We start from the raw sequence: 23,184 nt of genomic DNA, 5'->3' as shown, positions 1-23,184 counted from the left end.
GGCTTTCGCCGGAACGACGGTGGTGTTTGCGGCCGCGCCCTTGTTTAGATCGCCTCATTCACCGCGGCGTCAGGGTGATCGCTTCCGCCGTCGCCGCCTCGACCGCAGCGCGGCTGTAGAGCAGGGGCACATACTGGCCCGTCGCCCACAGCGGCGCGAGGTCGCGATAATGGCCGCTGAAGGGATCGCCCGACTGGCCCGGCGTGTTGATGGTGCGGCTCGCATCCCAATTGCCGACGTCGAGCACCATGCGGAACGAGGCGCCGGCGAACAGCTGATAATCGGTGCGGCGGTAGGTGGCCGCGCGCGGCACATTGGCGGCGCCGCCGTAGGCCAGCGGACCGACCGAGAGCTGAGCGGCCGTCGCCTTGTCGGCAAGCGGCATCAGCGCGTGGTCGAATTTCGCGACGTGCAGGCGGCCCCAGCGCCAGGCTGATGAATCGGACCCGAGCTTGGCTGTGACATCGGCCACCGCGGCGCCCAGGCTGTCGCGCAGGATCTGGTCGCGCGCGGCGGCGGGATCGGAGCCAAACGACGCATCCGGAGATTCCAAGAAGGCGACAAGCGCCGAAATGCTAGACGCTTCGGGCGCGATCAGGTCGGCGGCCTTGGGCGCCGTGGTCTTCAACAGCACCGGTCCAAGATGATTGGCGATCCAGACCTCGAACAATGCGGCAGCGGCGCTGTCGGCGGCATCACGCGCATCCCACGGCTTGAGCAGTTCGAGGCCCTTTTTCACGTTGGCATCGTCCGAAGTGAGCGGCTGCAGCAGCTTGACGAGCCGCCGCCCCAGCATCGTGGTGTCGTCGTTCTGCAGATCCATGGCGTCGGCCAGCGTCACCTTGCTGTTGGCCTGCAGCACCTCGGTGATGCGCTGCCAGCGCGCACTGTCCGCCCATTCGAAGCCGACCTTGCGCTCGCTGACGGGATAATCCGCCGGCAGGTTCATCTGGTTGGCGGTGGCGAGAAAGCCCTGCTTGGGCTGATAGGCCTTGGGCAGTTCGTCGAGCGAGAGAAACCCCTGCCATTCGTAGCGGCCGTCGCCCGGCACCGGCATCAGGCCATCATAATTGGCGCGCCGCGGCGTCTTGCCGGCGGCAACCCAGCCAATATTGCCCTTGGTGTCTGCATAGACCTGGTTTTCCGACGGCGCGCCCCAGCGCCGCATGGCCCCGAGGAATCCGTTCCAATCCTTCGCGGTCATGTAGTCGGAGGAGCCGAAATAGGCCGAGGTGCCGGGCTCGAACCAGATCGAGCGGACGGCAAAGGCGCGCTTGTTGGCGTCGTCGACATAGATCACCGGACCATGCCGGGTGAATTTCAGCTCGAGGTCGCGATCGCCTTCGCCTTTCACCTGCTCCTTCTCGTGCACGATGCGCATGTCCTCCCAGCCGCTGCCATAGCGGTACTGGTTGGGATTCTGCGGATTGAGCTCGTAGACGTAGAGGTCTTCCTGGTCGACGTTGAAGATGGTGAGGCCGAAGGCGATGGTGCCATTGTGGCCGATCGAGATGCCGGGCAGCGCCGGCTCGCCCGCGCCGATCACGGAAAGGCCGGGCGCATTGAGGCCGACGACGTAACGCAGCGAAGGCACGCTGTGCTCGCGATGCGGATCGTTGGCGAGGATCGGACGTCCCGTCGCGGTCCGCGACGCCGCGATCACCCAATTGTTGGAGCCGATGGTGTCGCGTTGCTGGTCGGCCTCGGTGAGGTACTTGTCCGGATCGTGCGCGAGTGCGGCCTGGCGGTCTTTCGGCGCGGCAAAGGCGACCGGGCGCGTCGCGAGATCGTAAGGCGCCAGCACGGCCTTCGGCACGCTGCAGGGATCGAGACCATCTGGAATTTTCGTCGTCCATGCCGGCTCGAGCTTGACGCGAAACCGATCGGCATCGAGGCCGGCTGCGCAAGCGACCAACGAGCGCTTGACCTCGGAGGCGACATTGCGCGTCAGACCGTGGCTGCGGATGCGGACGATGTCGTCCGCCGTCCACGGATCCGGCATGGTGCCGGCGATCCTGAACTCGATCGGCAGCGGGCGCTTGCCCGCGCGCACATCCGCGACATAGGCGTTGACCCCGGCGACGAACGCCTCGGCATAAGTCTTCGCCTTGGGGCCGTAAGCCGCCCATTCCGCATTCATGTCGCCGCGATAAAGAAAGAGCCGCAGCGCCTTGTCCTGTTCGGCATAGGCCGCGCCGAAATCCTTGGCCAGCAGACCGAGTCCGCGCTTGCGCCAGAGATCGATCTGCCAGAGCCGATCGCGGGCGGCGTTGAAGCCTTGCAGGAAAAACAGGTCGTGCTCATTGGCGGCATAGATGTGGGGGATGCCCCAGACATCGACCAGAATCTGCGCGGGGGCATTGAGACCGGCGACGTCGGTCTTGACCTGACGCGCGCTTCCGAGCGGGTCCGGCTTCTCACGCGCGATAGCGGTCGAGGTGAGCAGCGCGGCGCAGATCGCTGCGCCAAAAAGCTTCTGGATGACCCGGTTGAAATCCGTGTTCATTGTTGGTGCTCCCTTTGTTGCTGCTTCTTGTAGCCTGGATGGAGCGCAGCGTAATCCGGGAATCGTGCCATGGAGAACCCCGGATTTCGCTGCGCTCCAATCCGGGCTACGAGATTCTCCTAGCCCTCGCCCTCGTCGCTCGCGAGCACGCCTTTCACTGCCCTCGCCCAGCCCGCCAGCTTCCGCTCCCTTGTCGCCTGGCTCATGTTGGGCTTGAAGCGGTGCTCGAGGCGCCAGTTGTCGGCGAACTTGGTCGGCTCGGGATAGACGCCCGCCTGCAGGCCCGCGAGATAGGCGGCGCCCAGCGCCGTCGTCTCCTGGATCACGGGGCGATCGACCGGGGCGTCGAGCAGGTCGGCGAGGCGCTGCATGGTCCAGTCGGACGCGGTCATGCCGCCGTCGACGCGGAGCACGACGCTTGCGGTTTCCGAGCTCGGCCAGTCGGCGCGCATGGCGGCCCAGAGATCAAACGTCTGGTAGCAGACGCTTTCGAGCGCGGCGTGGGCAAGCTCGGCCGGGCCGGTGTTGCGGGTGAGGCCGAACAGCGCGCCGCGCACGCGCGGATTCCAGTACGGCGCGCCCATGCCGACGAAGGCCGGCACCAGATAGACGCTCTGCATGGAGTCGGACTGATCGGCGAGCGGTCCGGTCTCGGCGGCGTGCTTGATGATGCCGAGGCCGTCTCGCAGCCACTGTACCGCGCTGCCCGCGACGAAGATCGAGCCTTCGAGCGCGTAGGTGCGTTTGCCACCGAGCTGGTAGGCGATGGTGGTGAGCAGCTTGTTCTTCGAGGCCACGGGCGTCGTGCCGGTGTTGAGCAGGGCGAAGCAGCCGGTGCCGTAGGTGGACTTCATCATGCCCGGGCGGAAGCAGGCCTGGCCGATGGTCGCGGCCTGCTGGTCGCCGGCGATGCCGGAGATCGCAATCGCGCCGCCGAACAGGTCCGGCGTGCTCTCGCCGAAACGGGCGGAGGAATCCTTCACCTCGGGCAGCATCGAGCGCGGCACGCCGACGATCTCCAAGAGCTCGTCGTCCCACTGGCCGGTGTGGATGTTGAACAGCAGCGTGCGCGAGGCGTTGGTGGCATCGGTGGCGTGCACCTTGCCGCCGGTGAGGCGCCACAGCAGATAGCAATCGACGGTGCCGAACATCAATTCGCCGCGCGCGGCGCGCGCCCGCGCGCCGGGGACGTGGTCGAGAATCCAGGCGACCTTGGTGCCGGAGAAATAGGGATCAATGATCAGGCCGGTCTTCTGCGAGATCACGGGCTCGCGGCCGTCGGCTTTCAGTCTCGCGCAGATGTCGGCGGTGCGGCGGTCCTGCCAGACGATGGCGCGGTGCACGGCCTGCCCGGTGGCGCGGTCCCACACCACGGTGGTCTCGCGCTGGTTGGTGATCCCGATCGCGGCGATGTCCTTTGCGCTGATGCCGGCCTGCGCGATCGCGTCGCGGCAGACCGTCACGGTCGAGGTCCAGATGTCCTCGGGCTCGTGCTCGACCCAGCCCGAGGCGGGGAAATGCTGCGGAAACTCGGCCTGCGCCTTCGCCGCAATGGAAATGTCGCCGCGAAACACGATCGCGCGCGAGGAGGTGGTGCCCTGGTCGATGGCAAGGACGAAAGACATGGAAGCACCCTTGGGGTTTGCTGGTCGTTTTCTTGGCGTGTCCCGGGAGGGATCATTGTGTCGCGCCAAAGGGAGCGGATTAGGGCGGGAAGGTCAAGAAGGGCTCAGCTGTCGTCCCGGCGAAGGCCGGGACCCATACCGCGTGATCCATCGATTGCGCACGATGCCGATCCAGCACGACCAGACTTCGTCAAACCACTCCCTGTGGTTACAGGTCCCGGCCTTCGCCGGGACGACGAGCTGAGAGACCTACGGCGCAGCCGTGGTCACGCCGCCGTCGATGACGATGGTCTGTCCGGTCATGAAGCTCGACGCGTCGGAGGCGAGGTAGGCCACCGCGCCTGCGATTTCATCGGGTTCCCCGATGCGGCGCAGCGGCGTGGTGGCGGTGCGGCGTTTTAGATTGGCTTCGTCTTCCCACAGCGCGCGGGCGAAATCGGTTTTCACGAGGCCGGGCGCGATGCAATTGACGCGGACGCCTTTCGGACCCCATTCGCCGGCGAGCGAACGACATAGCGCGAAGTCGGCGGCCTTGGAGATGCCGTAGGCGCCGATCACGGTCGAACCGCGCAGGCCGCCGATCGAGGAGATGATGACGACGGAGCCGCCTCCACGTTCGGCCATCTGCGGGATCGTCAGCGCGGAGAGCCAGATGTTGCTCTTGACGTTGCTGCCCATGATCTTGTCGAAGGCTTCGTCGGTGATGTCGAGCAGCGGGCCGTAATACGGATTCACCGCGGCGTTGCAGACGAGGACGTCGATCTTGCCATAGTGCTTGGTCGCACCCGCGATCAGCGCCTCGACCTCTTGCTTGCGCGCGATGTTGCAGGGGATGACGGTGGCGTCACCACCGGCCGCCTTGATGCCGTCGGCGACCTCCTGGCAGGCATCCGCCTTGCGCGAGGAGACCACCACTTTGGCGCCGAGCTTTGCGAGCAGTTCGGCAGAGGAGCGGCCGATGCCGCGGCTGGAGCCGGTGACCACGGCGACCTTGCCGGTGAGATCGAACGGGGTGTTTTTCATTATTGTTGCCTCGCTGGTTCAACGACCTCCGTCATTGCGAGGAGCGAAGCGACGAAGCAATCCAGAGATGCCGCCGAGGAGATCGTCTGGATTGCTTCGCTTCGCTCGCAATGACGGTGGTGGCGACTAGATCAGCCCGCCACCGTCCGCCACGCGGCGCTGGTGGTAGTCGGTGTCGCCGAACGAGTTCTCGATCATGGTCAGGCGCTTGAAGTAGTGGCCGATCTTCGCCTCCATGGTCATGCCGATGCCGCCGTGGAGCTGGATCGCCTGCTGTCCGACGAACTTCAGCGACTTGCCGATCTGCACCTTGGCCGCGGCGACGGCGTTGCTGCGCTCCTTGGCGTCCTCGAAATCAGCAGCCATGGTCGCGAACATCGACATCGATCGCGCCTGCTCGGCGGCGACGAACATGTCGGAGGCGCGGTGCTGGAGGCTCTGGAACGAACCGATCGCGACACCGAACTGCTTGCGCGTCTTGATGTACTCGACTGTTGTCTTCAGAGACTCGTCCATCAGGCCGACCGCTTCGGCGCAGAGCGCGATGCGGGCTTCGTCGACCACACGCTCGATCAGCGCGAGCGAATCGTCGGGATTGCCGAGCACGGCATCGGCACTGATCTCGACGCCGGTGAAGGTGAGGTCGGCGGCGTGCAGACCGTCCTGGGTCGGGTACGATTTCTTGGCGACACCCTTGGCGTTGGCCGGCACCAGGAACACGCCGATGCCGCTCTTGTCGCGGCGCTCGCCCCTGGTGCGCGCGGTCACGATCAGGGTATCTGCGTTCTCGCCGTTGAGCACGACGAACTTCTCGCCGTCGATGACCCAACCCTCGCCCTTCTTCTTCGCCGTCGTGGAGACGTCGAAGAGATCGTAGCGCGAGTTCTTCTCGAGCTGGGCAAAGGCGAGCGTCTTGCTGCCGTCGACGATGCCGGGCACATGCGCGGCCTTTTGCGCATCGCTGCCCGCATGGCGCAGGAAGCCGCCGCCGATCACGACGGTTGCGAGATAAGGCTCGAGCACCAGCGCCTTGCCGAGCGCTTCCATCACGATCATGGTCTCGACGCCGCCGCCGCCGAAGCCGCCATCGGCCTCCGCGAAGGGCAGACCGAGCAGGCCCTGCTCGGCGAGCTTGCCCCAGACGGTCCGGCTCCAGCCGCCCTTCTCCTTCATGTACTTCTTGCGGCTCTCGAAATCGTAGGAATCGGTCAAGAGGCCGTCGATGCTTTCCTTGAGAAGCCGTTGCTCCTCGTTCAGATCAAAATCCATGTTCTTTGCTCTCCGGTATCGATGTCGTCATGCCCGGCCTTGTGCCGGGCATCCACGTTCTTTCGTGGCGCTAGGCGTGGATGGCCGGGTCAAGCCCGGCCATGACGGTGAGTGCGCGTTAATAGTGTACGATCACAGCCCCAGCACCGCCTTGGCGATGATGTTGCGCTGGATTTCGTTGGAGCCGCCGTAGATCGAGACCTTGCGGTTGTTGAAATAGCTCGGCGCGATCTGGGCGGTCCAGTCCATGGCTTCGTTCGAGCCGTCGTCGCCGTGCACGTCGTAGGGCGCGGCGAACGGGCCGATCACTTCCATCAACAGCTCGGTGGTGGTTTGCTGTATCTCGGAGCCCTTGATCTTCAGCACCGAGGAAGCCGGATTGGGCTTGCCCTTGCCGTGCTTGCCTTCGTCGGCGACGACGCGGAGCTGCGTCAGCTCGAGCGCCTTGAGTTCGATCTCGCAGGCCGCGAGCTTGTCGCGGAAGGCCGCGTCCTGGATGATCGGCTTGCCGCCGGATTCGACCTTACCGGCGAGATCGCGGATGCGGCGGAGCCGCTCCTTGGAGACCCCGACCCGAGCGATGCCGGTGCGCTCATTGCCGAGCAGGAATTTCGCGTAATCCCAGCCCTTGTTCTCCTCACCGATCAGGTTCTCGTAGGGTACTTCGACGTCGTCGAAGAAGACCTCGTTGACCTCGGCGCCGCCGTCGATGGTCTGGATCGGGCGCACGGTGACGCCCTTCGACTTCATCGAGAACACGATGAAGGAGATGCCCATCTGCTTCTTGGCGGTCGCATCGGTGCGGCACAGGCAGAAGATCATGTCGGCGTGCTGGGCGAGCGTGGTCCAGGTCTTCTGGCCGTTGATGATCCACTTGTCGCCCTTGCGCTCGGCCTTGGTCTTCAGCGAGGCGAGGTCGGAGCCGGAGCCGGGCTCGGAGAAGCCCTGGCACCACCAATCGTCGACATTGGCGATGCGGGGCAGATACTGCTTCTTCTGCTCTTCATTGCCGAAGGTGTAGATCACGGGGCCGACCATGCTGACGCCGAAGGCGAGCGGCTGCGGCGCCGGATAGGACTGCAGCTCTTCGTTGAAGATGTAGTGCTGCACGGAGGTCCAGCCGGTGCCGCCATATTGCTTGGGCCAGTGGCTGACGCCCCAGCCCTTCTTGTTGAGGATGCGCCACCACGTCACCATCTCGTCCTTCGAGAGGTGGCGGCCCTCGACCAGCTTGCGCCGCGTGTCCGGCGGCACGTTGTCGCGGAAGAATGACCGCACTTCCTCGCGAAACGCCTGCTCTTCTTTCGTGAATGCGAGATCCATCGGATCCTCCTGTGAATGTGTCGTCCCGGCGAAGGCCGGGACCCATAACCACCGGCCTTCGTTGTCCTGCGAAGGCCATTGTTGTTCGTGCGCCAAACTCCTGCTGCGGAGTATGGGTCCCGACTTTCGCCGGGACGACGGCTACTGGACCAGAACTACTGCAACACCTCAAAAAGCCCCGCCGCGCCCATGCCGCCGCCGACGCACATGGTGACGACCGCATATTTCGCCTTGCGGCGGCGGCCTTCGATCAGAGCGTGGCCGGTGAGGCGCGCGCCCGACATGCCGTAGGGATGCCCCACCGCGATCGCGCCGCCGTCGACGTTGATCTTGTCGGGGTCGATGCCGAGCTTGTCGCGGCAATACAGCACCTGCACCGCGAAGGCTTCGTTGAGCTCCCACAGGCCGATGTCGTCGACGGTGAGGCCATGACGCTTGAGCAGGCGCGGCACCGCGAACACCGGGCCGATGCCCATCTCGTCGGGCTCGCAGCCGGCGGAGACGAAGCCGCGGAAGATGCCGAGCGGGTTCAGCCCGCGCTTCGCCGCTTCCTTGTCGCTCATGATCACGCTCGCGCTGGCGCCGTCAGAGAGCTGGCTGGCATTGCCGGCGGTGACCGAAAAGCCTTCACCGCGCACGGCCTTGAGGCCGGCGAGGCCTTCTGCGGTGGTCTCGGGGCGCGGGCCCTCGTCCTGCGAGAGCGTGATGTCCTTGAACGAGACTGCACCGGTTGCCTTGTCGGTCACCGCCATCTTTGTGGTGATCGGCGCGAGCTCATCCTTGAACTTGCCGCCTTGCTGGGCCGCGGCCGTACGGCGCTGGCTCTCCAGCGAATATTCGTCCTGCTTCTCCCGCGAGATGCCGTAGCGGTTGGCCACGATTTCGGCGGTGTCGATCATGGGCATGTAGACCTCGCCCTTGATCTCGAGCAGCGCCGGGTCCTGCGCATGGAAGCCGTTCATCTTGTCGTTCTGCACCAGCGAGATGGACTCGCCGCCACCGCCGACCGCGATCTCGACGCCGTCGAAAATCACCGAACGTGCGGCGAGCGCGATCGCCTGCAGTCCCGAGGCGCATTGCCGGTCGATGGTGGTGCCGCCGACCGTGACGGGGAGACCAGCACGGAGCAGCGCCTTGCGCGCGATGTTGCCGCCGGTCGCGCCCTGCTGGAGCGCTGCGCCCATCACGACGTCCTCGACCTCCTTGGGGTCGACCTTGGCGCGCGCGACGGCCGCGCCGATCGCGTGGCCAAGCAGGGTTGCGCCCTCGGTAGCGTTGAGCGCGCCGCGATAAGCCTTGCCGATCGGGGTGCGGGCGGTGGAAACGATGACGGCGTCGGTCAAGAGCGATCTCCTGATGCAAGTCGGGTGGCAAGTTGGGCGGATTGTGATGGTTTCTGCTGCTGGCGCAACTCATGGCGCGACAGCTTTCCGACCGGCGTGCGCGGCAGATCGTCGACGAATTCGACCTCCGCCGGCAATTCGTGCCTGCCGAGCTTGCCAGCAAGCTGCGCGCGCAGCTCGTCGAGCGAGAACGGTTTTGCATCCGGCTTCAGCTTGATGAAGGCTTTGGCCGCCTCCCCCCGGTACTGGTCGGGAATGCCGAGCACGATCACCTCGTGCACGCCTGACATGGTATAGATCGCCTGCTCGATCATCTGCGGATAGACGTTGAAGCCGCCGGAGATGATCATGTCCTTCTTGCGGTCGACCAGGAAGAAATAGCCGTCGCTATCGACATAGCCGATGTCGCCGGTGACGAAGCGGCCGTCGACGAAGGCCTCCGCGGATCCCTCGGGCTTGTTCCAGTAGCCCCTGGTGACGTTCGGGCCCTTGATGCGGATCTCGCCGACTTCGCCCGGCGGCAATACGCGTGTCGGATCGTCCAGGGAAACGACGTCGAGCTCGATGCCGGGCAGCATCAGGCCGATCGAGCCGGGCTTATCGGGACCTGTAGGCGGATGGCCGGTGCCGGGCGAGCAGGTCTCGGTCATGCCCCAGCCGCTGCGGAGCTTCTTGCCGACTTTGCGCTCGAAGAAACTCGCGATCTCCACCGGCAGCGGCGCGCCCCCGGAGCCGATCGTCGCCAGCGAGGAAAAATCGCGCTTGTCGAGATCGGGAAGGGCTGCGATCGCGATCCACATCGTCGGCACGCCGGGGAAATAAGTGGCGCGCTTGATTTCGATGTCGCGCATCACCGCTTCGACGTCAAAACGCTGATGCAGCGAGATCAGATTGCCGCGCCTGAGCGAGGACAGCAGCACGACTGTGAGTGCATAGATGTGGAACAGCGGCAGCACGCAGATCACGCGCTCGACGACGTCGCCACGCGTCGCGCGCGACGGCTTGCCCCAGACGTCGTAGATCGACACGGCCGAGGTGAGATTGCCGTGGGTCAGCATCGCGCCTTTGGGCAAGCCGGTGGTGCCACCCGTATATTGCAGCAGCGCGACGTCGTCGGCGCTCACTTGCGGCCACTCTGCCGGCGCGGTGGCGCCCTCGACAAAGGCCTTGAAGGTGACGATGCGGGGATCGCTGGGGATCGCAGCCTGCGGCGTGCCGACCTTACCCCAATTATTGTCCTCGCAGACCACCAGGCGGTCGATCAGGCCCTTCTCCAGGAATTTCAGCGCGGTCGGCAGCAGCGCCGCGAGGTTGGACGTGACGAGCAGGCGCGAACCGGAATCGGAGACCTTGTGCGTCAGCGCGATCTCGCCGTCGAGCGGTGACAGATGCGCGACGCGGGCGCCGGCCTTCAGCGCGCCGAAGAAATTGACGGGATGGTCCGGCGTATTGCCGAGGAACAGCGCGATGGAAGTATTCTTGCCGCAGCCGGCGCGCAGGAACGCGGCAGCCGCACGCTCCGCCATCGCGGCGAGCTCGGTGTAGCTGATCGGACGATCGCGAAACTCGATCGCGGTGCGCGCACCGTAGTCAGCGGCGGCTTTCGACAGCAGGTCAGGGAGCGTGCCCTTGACGATGGCGTCGTCCCAACGCACGCCCTCGGGATAAAACTGTTCGCCGGGATGGGTCATTAACGGTTCTTACTCTGCAAACGTGAGGCCGGCACGGACAGACGGGCTCCCTTCCCCCTTGTCGGGAAGGGTTGGGGAAAGGGGGTGCCACGAACTCGGACGCCGACCGGGGCTACCTCCCTCCCTGACCCTCCCCCACAAGGGGGGAGGGAACGGAGAGAGCCTTGCCCTGGCAAAGGTGTTCGCAGTCACCGAGCCCAATCCAATCACGCCGCTTTCGAGCCCGCCGCGAGCGACGCGAAGGTCTTGCCTTCGGCCGCGAGCTTCTTCAGCAGTGGCGCGGGCTCGAGGCTCGGATCGTTGGTCTCCTTGGCATAGAAGGAGAGACGATCGGCGATGTGCTTGAGGCCGACGGTGTCGGCCCAGAACATCGGGCCGCCGCGGTAGATCGGCCAGCCATAGCCATAGAGCCAGACCACGTCGATGTCGGACGGGCGCGCGGCGATACCTTCCTCCAGGATCTTTGCGCCCTCGTTGATCATCGGATACATCATGCGCTCGAGGATCTCGTCGTCACTGACGACGCGCTTCTTGCGGCCCATGCGCAGCAGCGTCTCATCGATCAGCTTCTCGACTTCGGGATCCGGCAGCGCCGAACGGGAGCCGGCTTCGTATTTGTAATAGCCCTTGCCGGTCTTCTGGCCGAAGCGCCCGGCTTCGCAGAGCGCGTCCGCGATCTCCGACTTGATGCCGCGGTCCTTGCGCGAGCGCCAGCCGATGTCCAGGCCGGCGAGGTCACCCATCGCGAACGGCCCCATCGGCATGCCGAACTTCGTCACGACGGCGTCGACCTGCTGCGGAAGCGCGCCTTCGAACAGCAGCTTCTCGGACTGCTTGCCGCGCTGGGCCAGCATGCGGTTGCCGACAAAGCCGTCGCAGACGCCGACCACGGCCGGCACCTTTGCGATTTTGCGCGCGATCGAGACCGCGGTCACAAGGGCATCCGGCGCGGTCTTGTCCGCGCGCACGATCTCGCACAATTTCATGACGTTGGCGGGCGAGAAGAAGTGCATGCCGAGCACGTCCTGCGGCCGCTTGGTCGACTTCGCGATCTCGTCGATGTTCAGGTACGAGGTGTTGGAGGCGAGCACGGCGCCAGGCTTGACGTACTGGTCGAGCTTGCCGAACACTTCCTTCTTCACCGCCATGGTCTCGAACACGGCTTCGATGATAAGGTCAGCATCACCGACGTTCTCGATGCCGACGACGCCGTTGATCAGCGCCATGCGCTTGGCGGGTGCATCCGCCGGGATGCCGCCGCGCGCCGCGGTCGCTTCCCAGTTCTTCTGCATGATGCCCATGCCGCGCTTGAGCTGCTCCTCGCCGGTCTCGATCAGGGTGACGGGAACGCCGGCATTGGCAAAGGACATCGCGATGCCGCCGCCCATCGTGCCGGCGCCGAGGATGGCGACGCGGTTCACGGGCCGCGGCTTGGTCCCCTCAGGAACGCCGGCGATCTTGCTGGCCTCGCGCTCGGCGAAGAAGGCATAACGCTGCGCCTTGGACTGATCGCTGGCGACGAGCTTCAGGAAACCTTCGCGCTCCTTCTTGAGGCCTTCGTCGAACGGCAGGTCGATGGCGTAGCCGACGGCGTCAGCCGCCGCGAACGGAGCTTCCAGGCCGCGCGACTTCTTGGTCATGGCGGCGACCGCGTTGGTGAAGATCGAGCGATCGACCTTGGCCGCCGCGATCTTGGAGTCGTCGTCACGCAGACGGCGCAGCGGACGCTTTTCAGCCAGCAGCTTTCGTACGAAGGCTTCACCTCCGGCGGCCGGGCCCTCGACGATCTCCTCGATCAGGCCGTTCTTCAGAGCTTCCGCCGCACCGATCGGATCACCGCCGACGATCATCTTGACCGCAAGCTCCGGTCCGACTGCGCGCGGCAGGCGCTGGGTGCCACCGGCGCCCGGCAGCAGGCCGAGCTTCACCTCGGGCAGGCCGAGCTTGGCTTCCTTCACCGCGACACGGAAATGACAGGCGAGCGCGACCTCGAGGCCGCCGCCGAGCGCGGTGCCGTGAATCGCGGCCACGACCGGCTTCGGTGAATTCTCGATCTCGGAAAGCACGTCGTTGAGGGCGGGCGCCTTCGGCGGCTTGCCGAATTCGGTGATGTCGGCGCCTGCGATGAAGGTGCGGCCGGCACAGGTCAGCACGATGCCCTTGATGGCGGGATCGGCGATTGCGGCCTTGATGCATTCCAGAATTCCGCCGCGAACCGCGGCGCTCAGCGCGTTGACCGGAGGGCTGTTGACCGTGACGATCCCGACTTCGTCATGACGCTCAAGCTTGACCACTTCGCTCACGGTGTCCCTCCTTGGTGGGGTAACTTTTGTTCAATTTCGCACTGCGGAATTTAATTCCGCATCTTGACGGCAGGGTTATTTTGAAGCACGTGGCTTGTCAACGACTCCGCGCAAGAAGCAGATCTGGGATGAAGCGTACAGGAAAGAAGACCGCGACCGATCGGAATTTCGTCGTCGCGCTTTCCCGCGGACTAGACGTATTGCGCGCATTCCAGCCCAGCGACGGACTTCTTGGCAATCAGGAAATCGCGGCCCGTACCAATTTGCCGAAGCCGACCGTTTCGCGGCTGACCTATACCTTGACCAAGCTCGGCTATCTGACGCCGGTTCCCCGCTTCGAGAAATATCAGCTTGCGCCGGCCGCGATGGCGCTCGGCTACGCCGCGTTGTCCAATCTCGGCGTTCGGCATTTGTCCGAACCGTTCCGCGAGGAAATGATGCGCGCGACCGGCGGAGCCGTTGCCGTCGGCGGCCGCGACCGTCACAGCATGATCTATTTCGGGCAAAGCCGCGGCAGCGAGACGGTCGGCGTTCAACTTGACGTCGGCTCCCGCGTGCCGATTGCAACCAGCGCGATGGGCCGCGCCTATTTCTGGGCGCTCGAGGAGAACGATCGGGCGGAACTGTCTCGTGTCTTGCGCGAACATTACGGCAGCCGCTGGCCAAAGATGCGCGACGGGCTGGAACGTTCCGGCGAGACGGTCGCGAAATACGGATTTGCGATTTCGGTCGGCGACTGGCACGACGACATCGGCGCCGCCGGCGTCGCACTCAGGCTCAACGACGGAACCGGCCCCTACGCATTCAATTGCGGCGCGCCGGCATTCCGCTTCACGGAAGAGCGTTTGATCAACGACATTGGACCGCGTCTGCTTGCGATGGTAAGGAACATCGAAGCGGCACTTGGGGGTCTGATGCCGCATTCCAAAAAAGACGTCAGCAAAAAGCTGAAATCAGGAGGGAAAGTTGCGCGTGTGGCCGAGGGGATCAGATAGCCTTTGTTGTCATCGAGAGCGGTTCACATCGCTCCTTCGCTCACCGAACAGAGTGGGCGAGACGAGATGACGCAGGCACAGCTCGCGCAGGGGACATCGCCCCTGCTCGCGGTTCGCGACGTCAGCGTCGTGTTCGGCGGCATCGTCGCGCTCAACGGTGTGTCCTTTGACATGCACAAGGGCCAGATCCTCGGTTTGATCGGCCCTAACGGCGCCGGCAAGACCACGCTCTTCAACTGCCTCTCGCGGCTGTACCAGCCGTCGTCCGGCGACATTCTGATGGAGGGCGCGAGCATCCTGACGCGCCCGCCGCACCGGATCGCGGAGATCGGCATCGGCCGCACCTTCCAGAACGTGGCGCTGTTTCCGAATTTGTCGGTGATGGACAATGTCCGCGTCGGCACCCATGCCCGCACCTCCAGCGACATCATCAGCGACTCGCTGCGGCTGGCCTGGGTTCGCCGCAGCGAGAGCGACGTCAACAAGAAGGTGCACGAGATCCTCGCCTATCTCGACCTCGAGGATGTCGCCCACACCGTCGTGTCGGGCCTGCCGTTCGGCACGCAGAAGCGCGTCGAGCTGGCGCGCGCGCTCGCTGCCGATCCGAAGATCCTGCTGCTCGACGAGCCCGCCGGCGGCCTCAACCACGAGGAAGTCTACGTGCTCGGCGACCTCATCCGCCGCATCCGCGACGAACGCCACATGACCGTGCTGCTGGTCGAGCATCACATGGGCCTCGTGATGTCGATCGCCGACCACGTCGTCGCGCTGAATTTCGGCAAGAAGCTCGCGGAAGGCACGCCGGCCCAAGTGCAGGCGGATCCCGACGTCATCAAGGCCTATCTCGGGAGCAAGGACCAATGACGACGCTGCTCAACGTCAAGGACCTGCGCGCCTATTACGGCCAGGTCCAGGCGCTCCACGGCCTCTCCTTCTCGCTCAGCGAGGGATCGCTGACCACGCTGCTCGGGGCCAACGGCGCCGGTAAGACCACCACGCTGCGCGCGATCTGCAACATGGTGCGCTCGACCGGCGGCATCGAGTTCGACGGCAAGCCGCTGAACAACCGCTCCACCGAAAGCATCGTACGGTTCGGCATCGCCCATGTGCCGCAGGGCCGCGGCACCTTCACCACCATGACGGTGGAGGAAAACCTCCAGCTCGGCGCAATCACCCGCAAGGACAGCGCCGGCATCGTCTCCGACATCGAGCGCATGTATGCGCATTTCCCGGTGCTCAAGCAGCGGCATACCCAGCAGGCCGGCACGCTCTCGGGCGGCGAGCAGCAGATGCTCGCGGTCGCCCGCGCGCTGATGCTGCGGCCGCGGCTGATGCTGCTGGACGAGCCTTCGTTCGGCCTGGCGCCGCTGGTGGTGCGCGACCTGTTCGGCATCCTCGGCAAGATCAATCGCGAGGACAAGGTGTCGATCCTGGTGGTCGAGCAGAACGCCCAGCTCGCGCTCGAGCTCGCCGACCAGGCCTATGTGATCGAGACCGGACGCATCGTGATGTCGGGCAACGCCAAGGACATCGCGAACAACGAAGAAATCCGCAAATCCTACCTGGGTTACTGAGGAGCCGGCACGATGGAGCTGTTCACCAACCAAGTGCTGGCCGGCATCGCCACGGGCGCGATCTACGCCTGCATGGCGCTCGCCGTGGTCATGATCTACCAGGCGATCGACCATCTCAACTTCGCGCAGGGCGAGATGGCGATGTTCTCGACCTTCATCTCCTGGCAGCTGATGCAATGGGGCATTCCCTATTGGGCCGCCTTCGTGATCACGCTGGCATTGTCCTTCGTCGGCGGCATCGCGATCGAGCGCATCCTGTTCAAGCCGCTCGCCAAGGCGCCGGTGCTGACCAACGTCGCCGGCTTCATCGCGCTGTTCGCGATCATCAACTCCTCGGCCGGCCTGATCTGGGACTTCACCATCAAGCAGTATCCGACCCCGTTCGGCTCCTCGCCGTTCCTCGGCAGCCAGCTGATTTCGACCCACCAGGCCGGCATGATCGGCGTGACGGTGCTGCTGCTGCTCGGCCTCTACTTCTTCTTCCAGTACACCAAGATCGGCCTCGCCATGCGCGCGGCCGCCTCCGTACCTGAATCGGCCCGGCTGGTCGGCATCAACACGAGCTGGATGATCGCGCTGGGCTGGGGCATGGCGTCCGCGATCGGTGCGATCGCCGGCATGCTGATCGCACCGGTCGTGTTCCTCGAGCCCAACATGATGGGCGGCGTGCTGATCTACGGCTTCGCCGCGGCGGTGCTCGGCGGACTGACGAGCCCGTTCGGCGCCGTGGTCGGCGGCTTCCTGGTCGGTGTCTTCGAAAACCTCGCCGGCACCTACATTCCCGGCGTCGGCAACGAGTTGAAGCTCCCGATCGCGCTCGCGCTGATCATTTCCGTCCTGGTCGTCAAACCCGCTGGCCTGTTCGGCCGGCAAATCGTCAAGCGAGTTTGATCATGAGCGCTGCAGAAGACGTCGTCACGGAAGCCCCGGCCGTCGAGGCGGTTCCGAAACGGGCGATGACGCTGGGCACGGGCACCTCCCTGTTAGTGCTGGCGGTGCTGTTGATCGTGCCGGTGTTCGTCAAGAACTTCATCATCTTCCAGATGACGATGCTCCTGATCTACGGGCTCGCGGTGCTGGCCCTGAACATCCTGACGGGCGGCTCCGGCCAGTTCTCGCTCGGCCAGAGCGCCTTCTACGCCGTGGGCGCTTATACGTCGGCGGTGCTGATGGAGTACTTCAACGTCAACTATGCGCTGACAATTCCGATTTCCGCGGCGGTCTGCTTCGCATTCGGCTACCTGTTCGGCAAGCCGGCGCTGCGGCTATCGGGCGTCTATCTCGCGCTCGCGACCTTTGCGCTTGCCACCGCGATGCCGCAGCTGCTGAAGCTGAACTTCCTCGAGCACTGGACGGGCGGCGTGCAGGGCCTCGTCGTCACTAAGCCCGACGCGCCGTTCGGGCTGCCGATGTCGCAGGACACCTGGCTCTACTACTTCTCGCTCGCCGTCGTGCTCGCGATCTACATCTTCTCGGTAAACCTGCTGCGCTCCCGCTCGGGCCGTGCCTTTATGGCGATCCGCGACAACGAGATCGCGGCCTCCTCGATGGGCGTCAACGTCGCACTGTACAAGACGCTGGCCTTCGGCGTGTCCGCCGGCATCACCGGCGTTGCCGGCTCGCTTGGCGCCATCGCCGTGCAGTTCGTCGCGCCCGACAGCTACACGATCACGCTGGCGATCTCGCTGTTCCTCGGCATGGTCGTCGGTGGCGTCGGCTGGCTGCCCGGCTCGTTCGTCGGCGCAGCTTTCATCATCTTCGTGCCGAACATGGCGGAGGGCATCTCCAAGGGCCTCTCCGGCGCCGTATTCGGCGTACTCCTGTTCGCCGTCATCTACCTCGTCCCGCACGGCGCGAGGCAGATCGCGATCATGGGCCAGCAACTCGTCGGCCGGCTCAGAAAGAACTGACAACCCGTTGATTAAGCTAAGGAGACCCGAATTGTTTTTTGAAAGAACACTGCGAACCGCTGCGCTGGTGACGGCAACGGCGGTCATCACTCTCACCTCCGGCGCCGCATTCGCCCAGAAGAAATACGACACCGGCGCGTCCGATACCGAGATCAAGATCGGCAACATCATGCCGTATAGCGGTCCGGCGTCGGCCTATGGCATCATCGGCAAGACCGAAGAAGCCTATTTCAAGATGATCAACGACAAGGGCGGCATCAACGGCCGCAAGATCAACTTCGTCACCTATGACGACGGCTATTCGCCGCCGAAGGCCGTCGAGCAGGTCCGCAAGCTGGTCGAGAGCGACGAAGTGATCGTCGTGTTCAACCCGCTCGGCACGCCTTCGAACAGCGCGATCCAGAAGTATTTGAACGCCAAGAAGATCCCGCAGCTGTTCGTCGCCACCGGCGCCACCAAGTGGAACGACCCGAAGAACTTCCCCTGGACCATGGGCTGGCAGCCCTCCTACCAGAGCGAAGCGCAGATCTACGCGAAATGGCTGTTGAAGGAGAAGCCGGACGCCAAGATCGCGATCCTTTATCAGAACGACGATTTCGGCAAAGACTACCTCAAGGGCACCAAGGACGGCCTGGGCGCCAAGGGCGCGTCCATGATCATCATGGAAGAGAGCTACGAGGTGTCGGAGCCCTCGATCGACGGTCACATCGTCAAGATCAAGGCGGCCAATCCCGACGTCCTGCTGATCTACGCGACACCGAAGTTCGCCGCCCAGACCATCAAGAAGACCGCCGAGCTGAGCTGGAAGCCGCTGCAGATCCTCACCAACGTGTCGATCTCGGTCGGCAGCGTGATGAAGCCGGCCGGCTTCGAGGCCTCGCAGGGCGTATTGTCGGCAGCCTATGCCAAGGACTCCACGGACCCGCAGTGGGCCAACGACCCCGGCATGAAGAAGTGGAACGAGTTCGTCGACAAGTACATGCCGGGTGCCGACAAGTCCGACACCAGCATGGTCTATGGCTACGGCGCGGCGTCGACGCTGGCCAAGGTCCTGGAAATGTGCGGCGACGATCTGACCCGGGCCAACATCATGAAGGAGGCGGCCTCGTTGAAGGATTTTGCACCGGACACCCTGCTGCCCGGCGTCAAGATCAACACCGGGCCCACCGACTTCGCCCCGATCGCCCAGCTCCAGATGCAGCGCTTCAAGGGCGAGAAGTGGGAACTCTTCGGCGAGATCATCAGCGGCGACATCGCCACCGAGTGACACCCTGACGCTATAGTCCGACACGTCGAGAAGCCCCCGCGAACGATCGCGGGGGCTTTTTGTTGACGTCCCGCATCATTCTTGTTCAATGCGGCGGCGATCCGTTCCGGGTGGAGAAAGATGACTGCCGTTCGATTTCAGGTTGCGGGCGTTCTGGCCGCATTCGCGTTGTGCACTGCGATGGGCAACCCGGCCCTGGCGCAAAAGAAATACGACAGCGGCGCTTCCGATACCGAGATCAAGATCGGCAACATCATGCCCTATAGCGGCCCGGCCTCCGCCTATGCGGCGATCGGCAAGGCCGAGGAAGCCTATTTCAACAAGATCAATGCCGAGGGCGGCATCGGCGGCCGCAAGATCAAGTTTATCTCCTACGACGACGGCTATTCGCCGCCGAAGACGGTGGAGCAGGCCCGCAAGCTGGTCGAGAGCGACGGGGTGCTGCTGACCTTCGGCTCGCTCGGCACCTCCACCAACGGCGCCATCCGCAAATACATGAACGAGAAGAAGGTGCCGCAATTGTTCGTGGCGAGCGGCGCTTCGAAGTGGAACGATCCGAAGCAATATCCCTGGACCATGGGCTGGCAGCCGAGCTACGCCAGCGAGGCGCGCATCTACGCCAAGTACATCATGAAGGAGAAGCCGGACGGCAAGATCGGCGTGCTCTACCAGAACGACGATTTCGGCAAGGACTATCTGAAAGGACTGAAGGACGGCCTTGGGCCCAAGGCCTCGACGATCGTGCTGGAAGACAGCTACGACACGTCGGAGCCGGCAATCGACGAGCACGTCGTGAAATTGAAGGCCTCCGGCGCCGACATCTTCGTCAGCATCACCACGCCGAAATTTGCGGCACAGGCGATCAAGAAGGCGGCCGAGATCAACTGGCATCCGGTCCACATCATCTCCAACGTCTCGGCCTCGGTCGGCGGCGTGCTCGAGCCGGCGGGGCTCGAGATCTCGCAAGGGATCCTGTCGGCGAGCTACACCAAGGACGGGTCCGACCCGCAATGGAATGCCGACGACGGCATGAAGAAGTTCTACAACTTCCTCGCCAAATACGATCCCAAGGCCAACAAGCTGGATGCCGGCGTGGTGTTCGGCTATGCCGCCGCGCAGACGATGGTGAAGGTGCTGCAAATGTGCGGCGACGACCTCACTCGCGACAACGTCATGAAGCAGGCGGCAAGCCTGAAGGATTTCGAGCCCGACACCCTGTTGCCCGGCATCAAGATCAACACCGCGGCCGATAATTTCGCCCCGATCGAGCAGCTCCAGATGATGCGGTTCAAGGGCCGGAAATGGGAGCTGTTCGGGGACGTCATCTCGAGCGAACTCGGCCACTGAAGCCGCGCAACTCAAACTCGCTCCTGATCGGCTCGTCAACTCAGACGGATGCACCTTCTCGCAGTCGCACACGCGCGCGCGCCCGTCCCTGACTACTAAAGAAGCAGCCCCTGCGACCCCGCCGCAGGGGCTTTCTGTTGTAGGCATCAGGTAAATCGTATTGAATTGCGGCTGCGTCACCAAGAACAGGCAACACAAGAAAAGGGACGCACACACACCAAGAAAATAGGGAGATAGGAATGCCCGCTGTCACCGGCAAACTTGCGGCCGCGTCACTGGCGCTCGCGCTCATTGCGGCCTCGGCCTCCACTGCATCGGCCCAGAAGAAATACGATACCGGCGCGACCGATACCGAGATCAAGGTCGGCAACATCATGCCCTACAGCGGACCGGCCTCCGCCTACGGCATCATCGGGCGGACGGAAGCCGCCTATTTCAAGAAGATCAACGACGAAGGCGGCATCAACGGCCGCAAGATCAACTACATCAGCTACGACGACGCCTATTCGCCGCCGAAGACGGTGGAGCAGGCGCGCAAGCTGGTCGAGAGCGACGAGGTGCTGTTCATCTTCAACTCGCTCGGCACGCCGCCGAACTCGGCGATCCACAAATACATGAACTCGAAGAAGGTGCCGCAGCTCCTGGTGGCCACCGGCGCCACCAAGTGGAACGATCCGCAGAACTTCCCCTGGACGATGGGGTGGCAGCCCAACTACCAGAGCGAAACGCAGATCTACGCGAAATGGCTGCTCAAGAACAAGCCGGACGCCAAGATCGCCGTGCTGTTCCAGAACGACGATTACGGCAAGGATTATCTCAAAGGTCTGAAGGACGGCCTCGGCGCCAAGGCCGCGTCGATGATCGTCATGGAGGAGAGCTACGAGACCTCCGAGCCGACCATCGACAACCACATCGTCAAGCTGAAGTCGACCGGCGCCGACGTCTTCATGAACATCACGACGCCGAAATTCGCGGCGCAGGCGATCAAGAAGGTGGCCGAGATCGGCTGGAAGCCGCTGCACTTCCTCAACAACGTCTCGGCCTCCGTCGGCAGCGTGCTCAAGCCCGCCGGGTTCGAGAACTCGCAGGACATCATCTCCGCCGACTATCTGAAGGACATTTCGGATTCGACGTGGAACAGCGACCCCGGCATGAAGGACTTCGTCGCGTTCATGAACAAGTACTTTCCTGACGGCGACAAGCTCGATCACGGCACCATCGTCGGCTACGGCGTGGCGCAGACCCTGGTCCAGATCCTGAAGCAGTGCGGCGACGATCTCACCCGCGCGAACGTCATGAAACAGGCCGCCAGCCTGAAGGACTTCCGCACCGAAGTGCTGCTGCCGGGCGTGCAGATCAACACCTCGCCGACCGATTTCGCGCCGATCAGCCAGCTCCAGCTCGAGAAGTTCAAGGGCGAGAAGTGGGAACTGTTCGGCGACGTGATCAGCGCCGACGTCGGCGGCTAACCGCCTGATACCCACGACGATGAAAACCCCCTGCGAACCATCGCAGGGGGTTTTTGCTTGCGCGTCGATTATGATCACGCGATTGCACAATCGAATGATGGCAAAGCCGGCTTACGCTTTGGCGCATGATGCGGTAGGCAGGTGAGCGGCGCGTTTGCCGCCAGTCTTTCCTGCCCGCTCAAGGCCCTTCGTCATGACCGACCGACGCCCCCTGCTCCGCGCGCTCTACGACGCCGCCGTTGCCGCCGCTCATCCGAGCACGATACTGGCGCCGCACCTGCGGCCCGCGCCAAGGGGACGCGTAATCTGTCTCGCCGCCGGCAAGGGCGCGGCCGCGATGGCCGCCGCCGCCGAGCGGCATTATCTCGACACGCTCGGGCTCGCACCGGAGCGCCTGGTCGGCATCGCCACCACGCGTCACGGCTACGGCGTGCCGACGCGCCACATCCGCGTGGTCGAGGCCGGTCATCCTGTGCCTGACGAAGCCGGCCTGAAGGGCGCGGCCGATACGCTTGCGCTCGCAGCCGAGGCCGGGCCGGACGATTTGCTTCTGGTGCTGCTCACCGGCGGCGGCTCGGCGAACTGGATCGCGCCCGTCAACGGCATCAGCTTCGCGCAGAAGCAGGCGGTCAACAAGGCGCTGCTCCGCTCCGGCGCGCCGATCGGCGAGATGAATGTCGTGCGCAAGCATCTGTCGCGGATCAAGGGCGGCCGGCTGGCGCGCGCGGGCAAAAATGCCGCCGAGATCGTGACGCTTGCGATCTCCGACGTGCCCCATGACGATCCCTCCGCGATCGCCTCGGGTCCGACCGTGCCCGATCCGACCACGCTCAATGATGCGCGCGCCATCGTCGCCCGGTACAAGCTCGACATCGACGATGCCGTTCGCCGCGCGCTGGACGACCCCGCGAACGAAAGCTGCAAGCCGGGAGACGCCGCGTTCGCGCGCGCGCATTTCGAATTGATCGCACGTCCGAAGCAATCGCTCGACGCTGCGGTGAGGCTCGCGCATGAGGCCGGTTACGAGACGATCGATCTCGGTGCCGACCTTGAGGGCGAGGCCCGCGACGTTGCCGCCGATCACGCCAGGCTGGCGCTTCAGGCCCGCGCGCAGGGCAAGCGCGTCGCGATCCTCTCCGGCGGCGAGCTCACGGTCACCGTGCGGGGCAATGGCCGCGGCGGCCCGAACCAGGAATACGCGCTGGCGCTCGCCGCCCTCTTGAAGGACACGCCTGACATCTCCGCGCTCGCCGGCGACACCGACGGCGCCGATGGCGGTGCCGGCAATCCCACCGACCCCGCCGGCGCGCTGATCGATGCGGCGACGTTCGCGAAGATGGCGGCGCAGGGGCTGCAACCCCAGGTCTATCTCGACAACAACGATGCGACGACGTTCTTCGAGGCGACGGGCGACCTGCTGCTGCCGGGTCCCACGCTGACCAATGTCAACGACATCAGGGTAATCCTGGTCGACTGACACGGCGGCATCGCCATCCCGCCGGCGCCGCGCGCGGTTCGGCGGGACGGCATGGTTAACGA

At 64.4% G+C, this 23,184-nt stretch carries 17 protein-coding genes; 9 read left to right on the top strand and 8 right to left on the bottom strand.

Features of this window, described 5'->3' with window-relative positions; genetic code table 11:
- Positions 1-58 precede the first annotated feature (58 nt).
- The 8 genes from IVB48_RS31510 to IVB48_RS31475 form a co-directional block, all read right to left on the bottom strand.
- Complete coding sequence (locus IVB48_RS31510; RefSeq protein ID WP_247406221.1) at positions 59-2,506, bottom strand: penicillin acylase family protein; 2,448 nt, start codon at positions 2,504-2,506, stop codon at positions 59-61.
- Positions 2,507-2,625: 119 nt separating this feature from the next.
- Positions 2,626-4,131, bottom strand: a complete 1,506-nt coding sequence (glpK, locus tag IVB48_RS31505; protein WP_247406218.1) for a glycerol kinase GlpK — start codon at positions 4,129-4,131, stop codon at positions 2,626-2,628.
- 249 nt (positions 4,132-4,380) lie between these two features.
- Positions 4,381-5,154 carry a glucose 1-dehydrogenase gene (locus IVB48_RS31500; RefSeq protein ID WP_247406215.1) on the bottom strand — a complete coding sequence of 258 codons (774 nt, stop codon included), beginning with the start codon at positions 5,152-5,154 and terminating at the stop codon, positions 4,381-4,383.
- A 126-nt stretch (positions 5,155-5,280) separates the two neighbouring features.
- The gene (gene pimD / locus IVB48_RS31495; RefSeq protein WP_247406212.1) at positions 5,281-6,423 is read right to left on the bottom strand and encodes a pimeloyl-CoA dehydrogenase small subunit; all 1,143 of its coding nucleotides are present in this window, start codon (positions 6,421-6,423) and stop codon (positions 5,281-5,283) included.
- Positions 6,424-6,555: 132 nt separating this feature from the next.
- Positions 6,556-7,746, bottom strand: coding sequence for a pimeloyl-CoA dehydrogenase large subunit (gene pimC, locus IVB48_RS31490; protein WP_247406209.1), 1,191 nt, complete (start codon positions 7,744-7,746; stop codon positions 6,556-6,558).
- Between the two features lie 155 nt (positions 7,747-7,901).
- Positions 7,902-9,089: an acetyl-CoA C-acyltransferase gene (locus IVB48_RS31485; protein ID WP_247406206.1), complete on the bottom strand. Its 1,188-nt coding sequence runs from the start codon at positions 9,087-9,089 to the stop codon at positions 7,902-7,904.
- Positions 9,086-10,780, bottom strand: a complete 1,695-nt coding sequence (pimA, locus tag IVB48_RS31480) for a dicarboxylate--CoA ligase PimA (protein ID WP_247406204.1) — start codon at positions 10,778-10,780, stop codon at positions 9,086-9,088. Before pimA ends, IVB48_RS31485 begins: the two co-directional genes overlap by 4 nt.
- Before the next feature lie 206 nt (positions 10,781-10,986).
- Positions 10,987-13,083 (bottom strand): 3-hydroxyacyl-CoA dehydrogenase NAD-binding domain-containing protein, encoded by a 2,097-nt coding sequence (locus tag IVB48_RS31475; RefSeq protein WP_247406202.1) that lies wholly within the window; start codon positions 13,081-13,083, stop codon positions 10,987-10,989.
- Between the two features lie 128 nt (positions 13,084-13,211).
- On the opposite strand from IVB48_RS31475, the gene IVB48_RS31470 reads away from it, so the two are divergent.
- The 9 genes from IVB48_RS31470 (at position 13,212) to IVB48_RS31430 (ending at position 23,122) form a co-directional block, all read left to right on the top strand.
- On the top strand, positions 13,212-14,078 hold the full coding sequence (locus tag IVB48_RS31470) for an IclR family transcriptional regulator (RefSeq protein ID WP_007599713.1): 867 nt from the start codon (positions 13,212-13,214) through the stop codon (positions 14,076-14,078).
- Between the two features lie 66 nt (positions 14,079-14,144).
- Positions 14,145-14,942 (top strand): ABC transporter ATP-binding protein, encoded by a 798-nt coding sequence (locus IVB48_RS31465; protein ID WP_007599710.1) that lies wholly within the window; start codon positions 14,145-14,147, stop codon positions 14,940-14,942.
- The gene (locus tag IVB48_RS31460; RefSeq protein ID WP_007599709.1) at positions 14,939-15,652 is read left to right on the top strand and encodes an ABC transporter ATP-binding protein; all 714 of its coding nucleotides are present in this window, start codon (positions 14,939-14,941) and stop codon (positions 15,650-15,652) included. Before IVB48_RS31465 ends, IVB48_RS31460 begins: the two co-directional genes overlap by 4 nt.
- A 12-nt stretch (positions 15,653-15,664) precedes the next feature.
- The gene (locus IVB48_RS31455) at positions 15,665-16,543 is read left to right on the top strand and encodes a branched-chain amino acid ABC transporter permease (RefSeq protein ID WP_007599708.1); all 879 of its coding nucleotides are present in this window, start codon (positions 15,665-15,667) and stop codon (positions 16,541-16,543) included.
- 2 nt (positions 16,544-16,545) lie between these two features.
- A complete protein-coding gene (locus tag IVB48_RS31450; RefSeq protein WP_026233593.1) occupies positions 16,546-17,562 on the top strand; it encodes a branched-chain amino acid ABC transporter permease in 1,017 nt (338 codons plus the stop codon).
- Positions 17,563-17,593: 31 nt separating this feature from the next.
- Positions 17,594-18,829, top strand: coding sequence for an ABC transporter substrate-binding protein (locus tag IVB48_RS31445; protein WP_247406200.1), 1,236 nt, complete (start codon positions 17,594-17,596; stop codon positions 18,827-18,829).
- A gap of 120 nt (positions 18,830-18,949) precedes the next feature.
- A complete protein-coding gene (locus tag IVB48_RS31440; protein WP_247406198.1) occupies positions 18,950-20,176 on the top strand; it encodes an ABC transporter substrate-binding protein in 1,227 nt (408 codons plus the stop codon).
- A gap of 239 nt (positions 20,177-20,415) precedes the next feature.
- Positions 20,416-21,645 carry an ABC transporter substrate-binding protein gene (locus IVB48_RS31435; RefSeq protein WP_027570165.1) on the top strand — a complete coding sequence of 410 codons (1,230 nt, stop codon included), beginning with the start codon at positions 20,416-20,418 and terminating at the stop codon, positions 21,643-21,645.
- Positions 21,646-21,838: 193 nt separating this feature from the next.
- Complete coding sequence (locus IVB48_RS31430; RefSeq protein ID WP_247406196.1) at positions 21,839-23,122, top strand: glycerate kinase; 1,284 nt, start codon at positions 21,839-21,841, stop codon at positions 23,120-23,122.
- The last annotated feature ends 62 nt before the right edge of the window (positions 23,123-23,184 follow it).

It is taken from the genome of Bradyrhizobium sp. 76 (assembly GCF_023073025.1).
In the GTDB taxonomy this organism is placed as follows: Bacteria; Pseudomonadota; Alphaproteobacteria; order Rhizobiales; family Xanthobacteraceae; genus Bradyrhizobium.
This window is presented reverse-complemented; position numbering and strand designations above follow the sequence as displayed.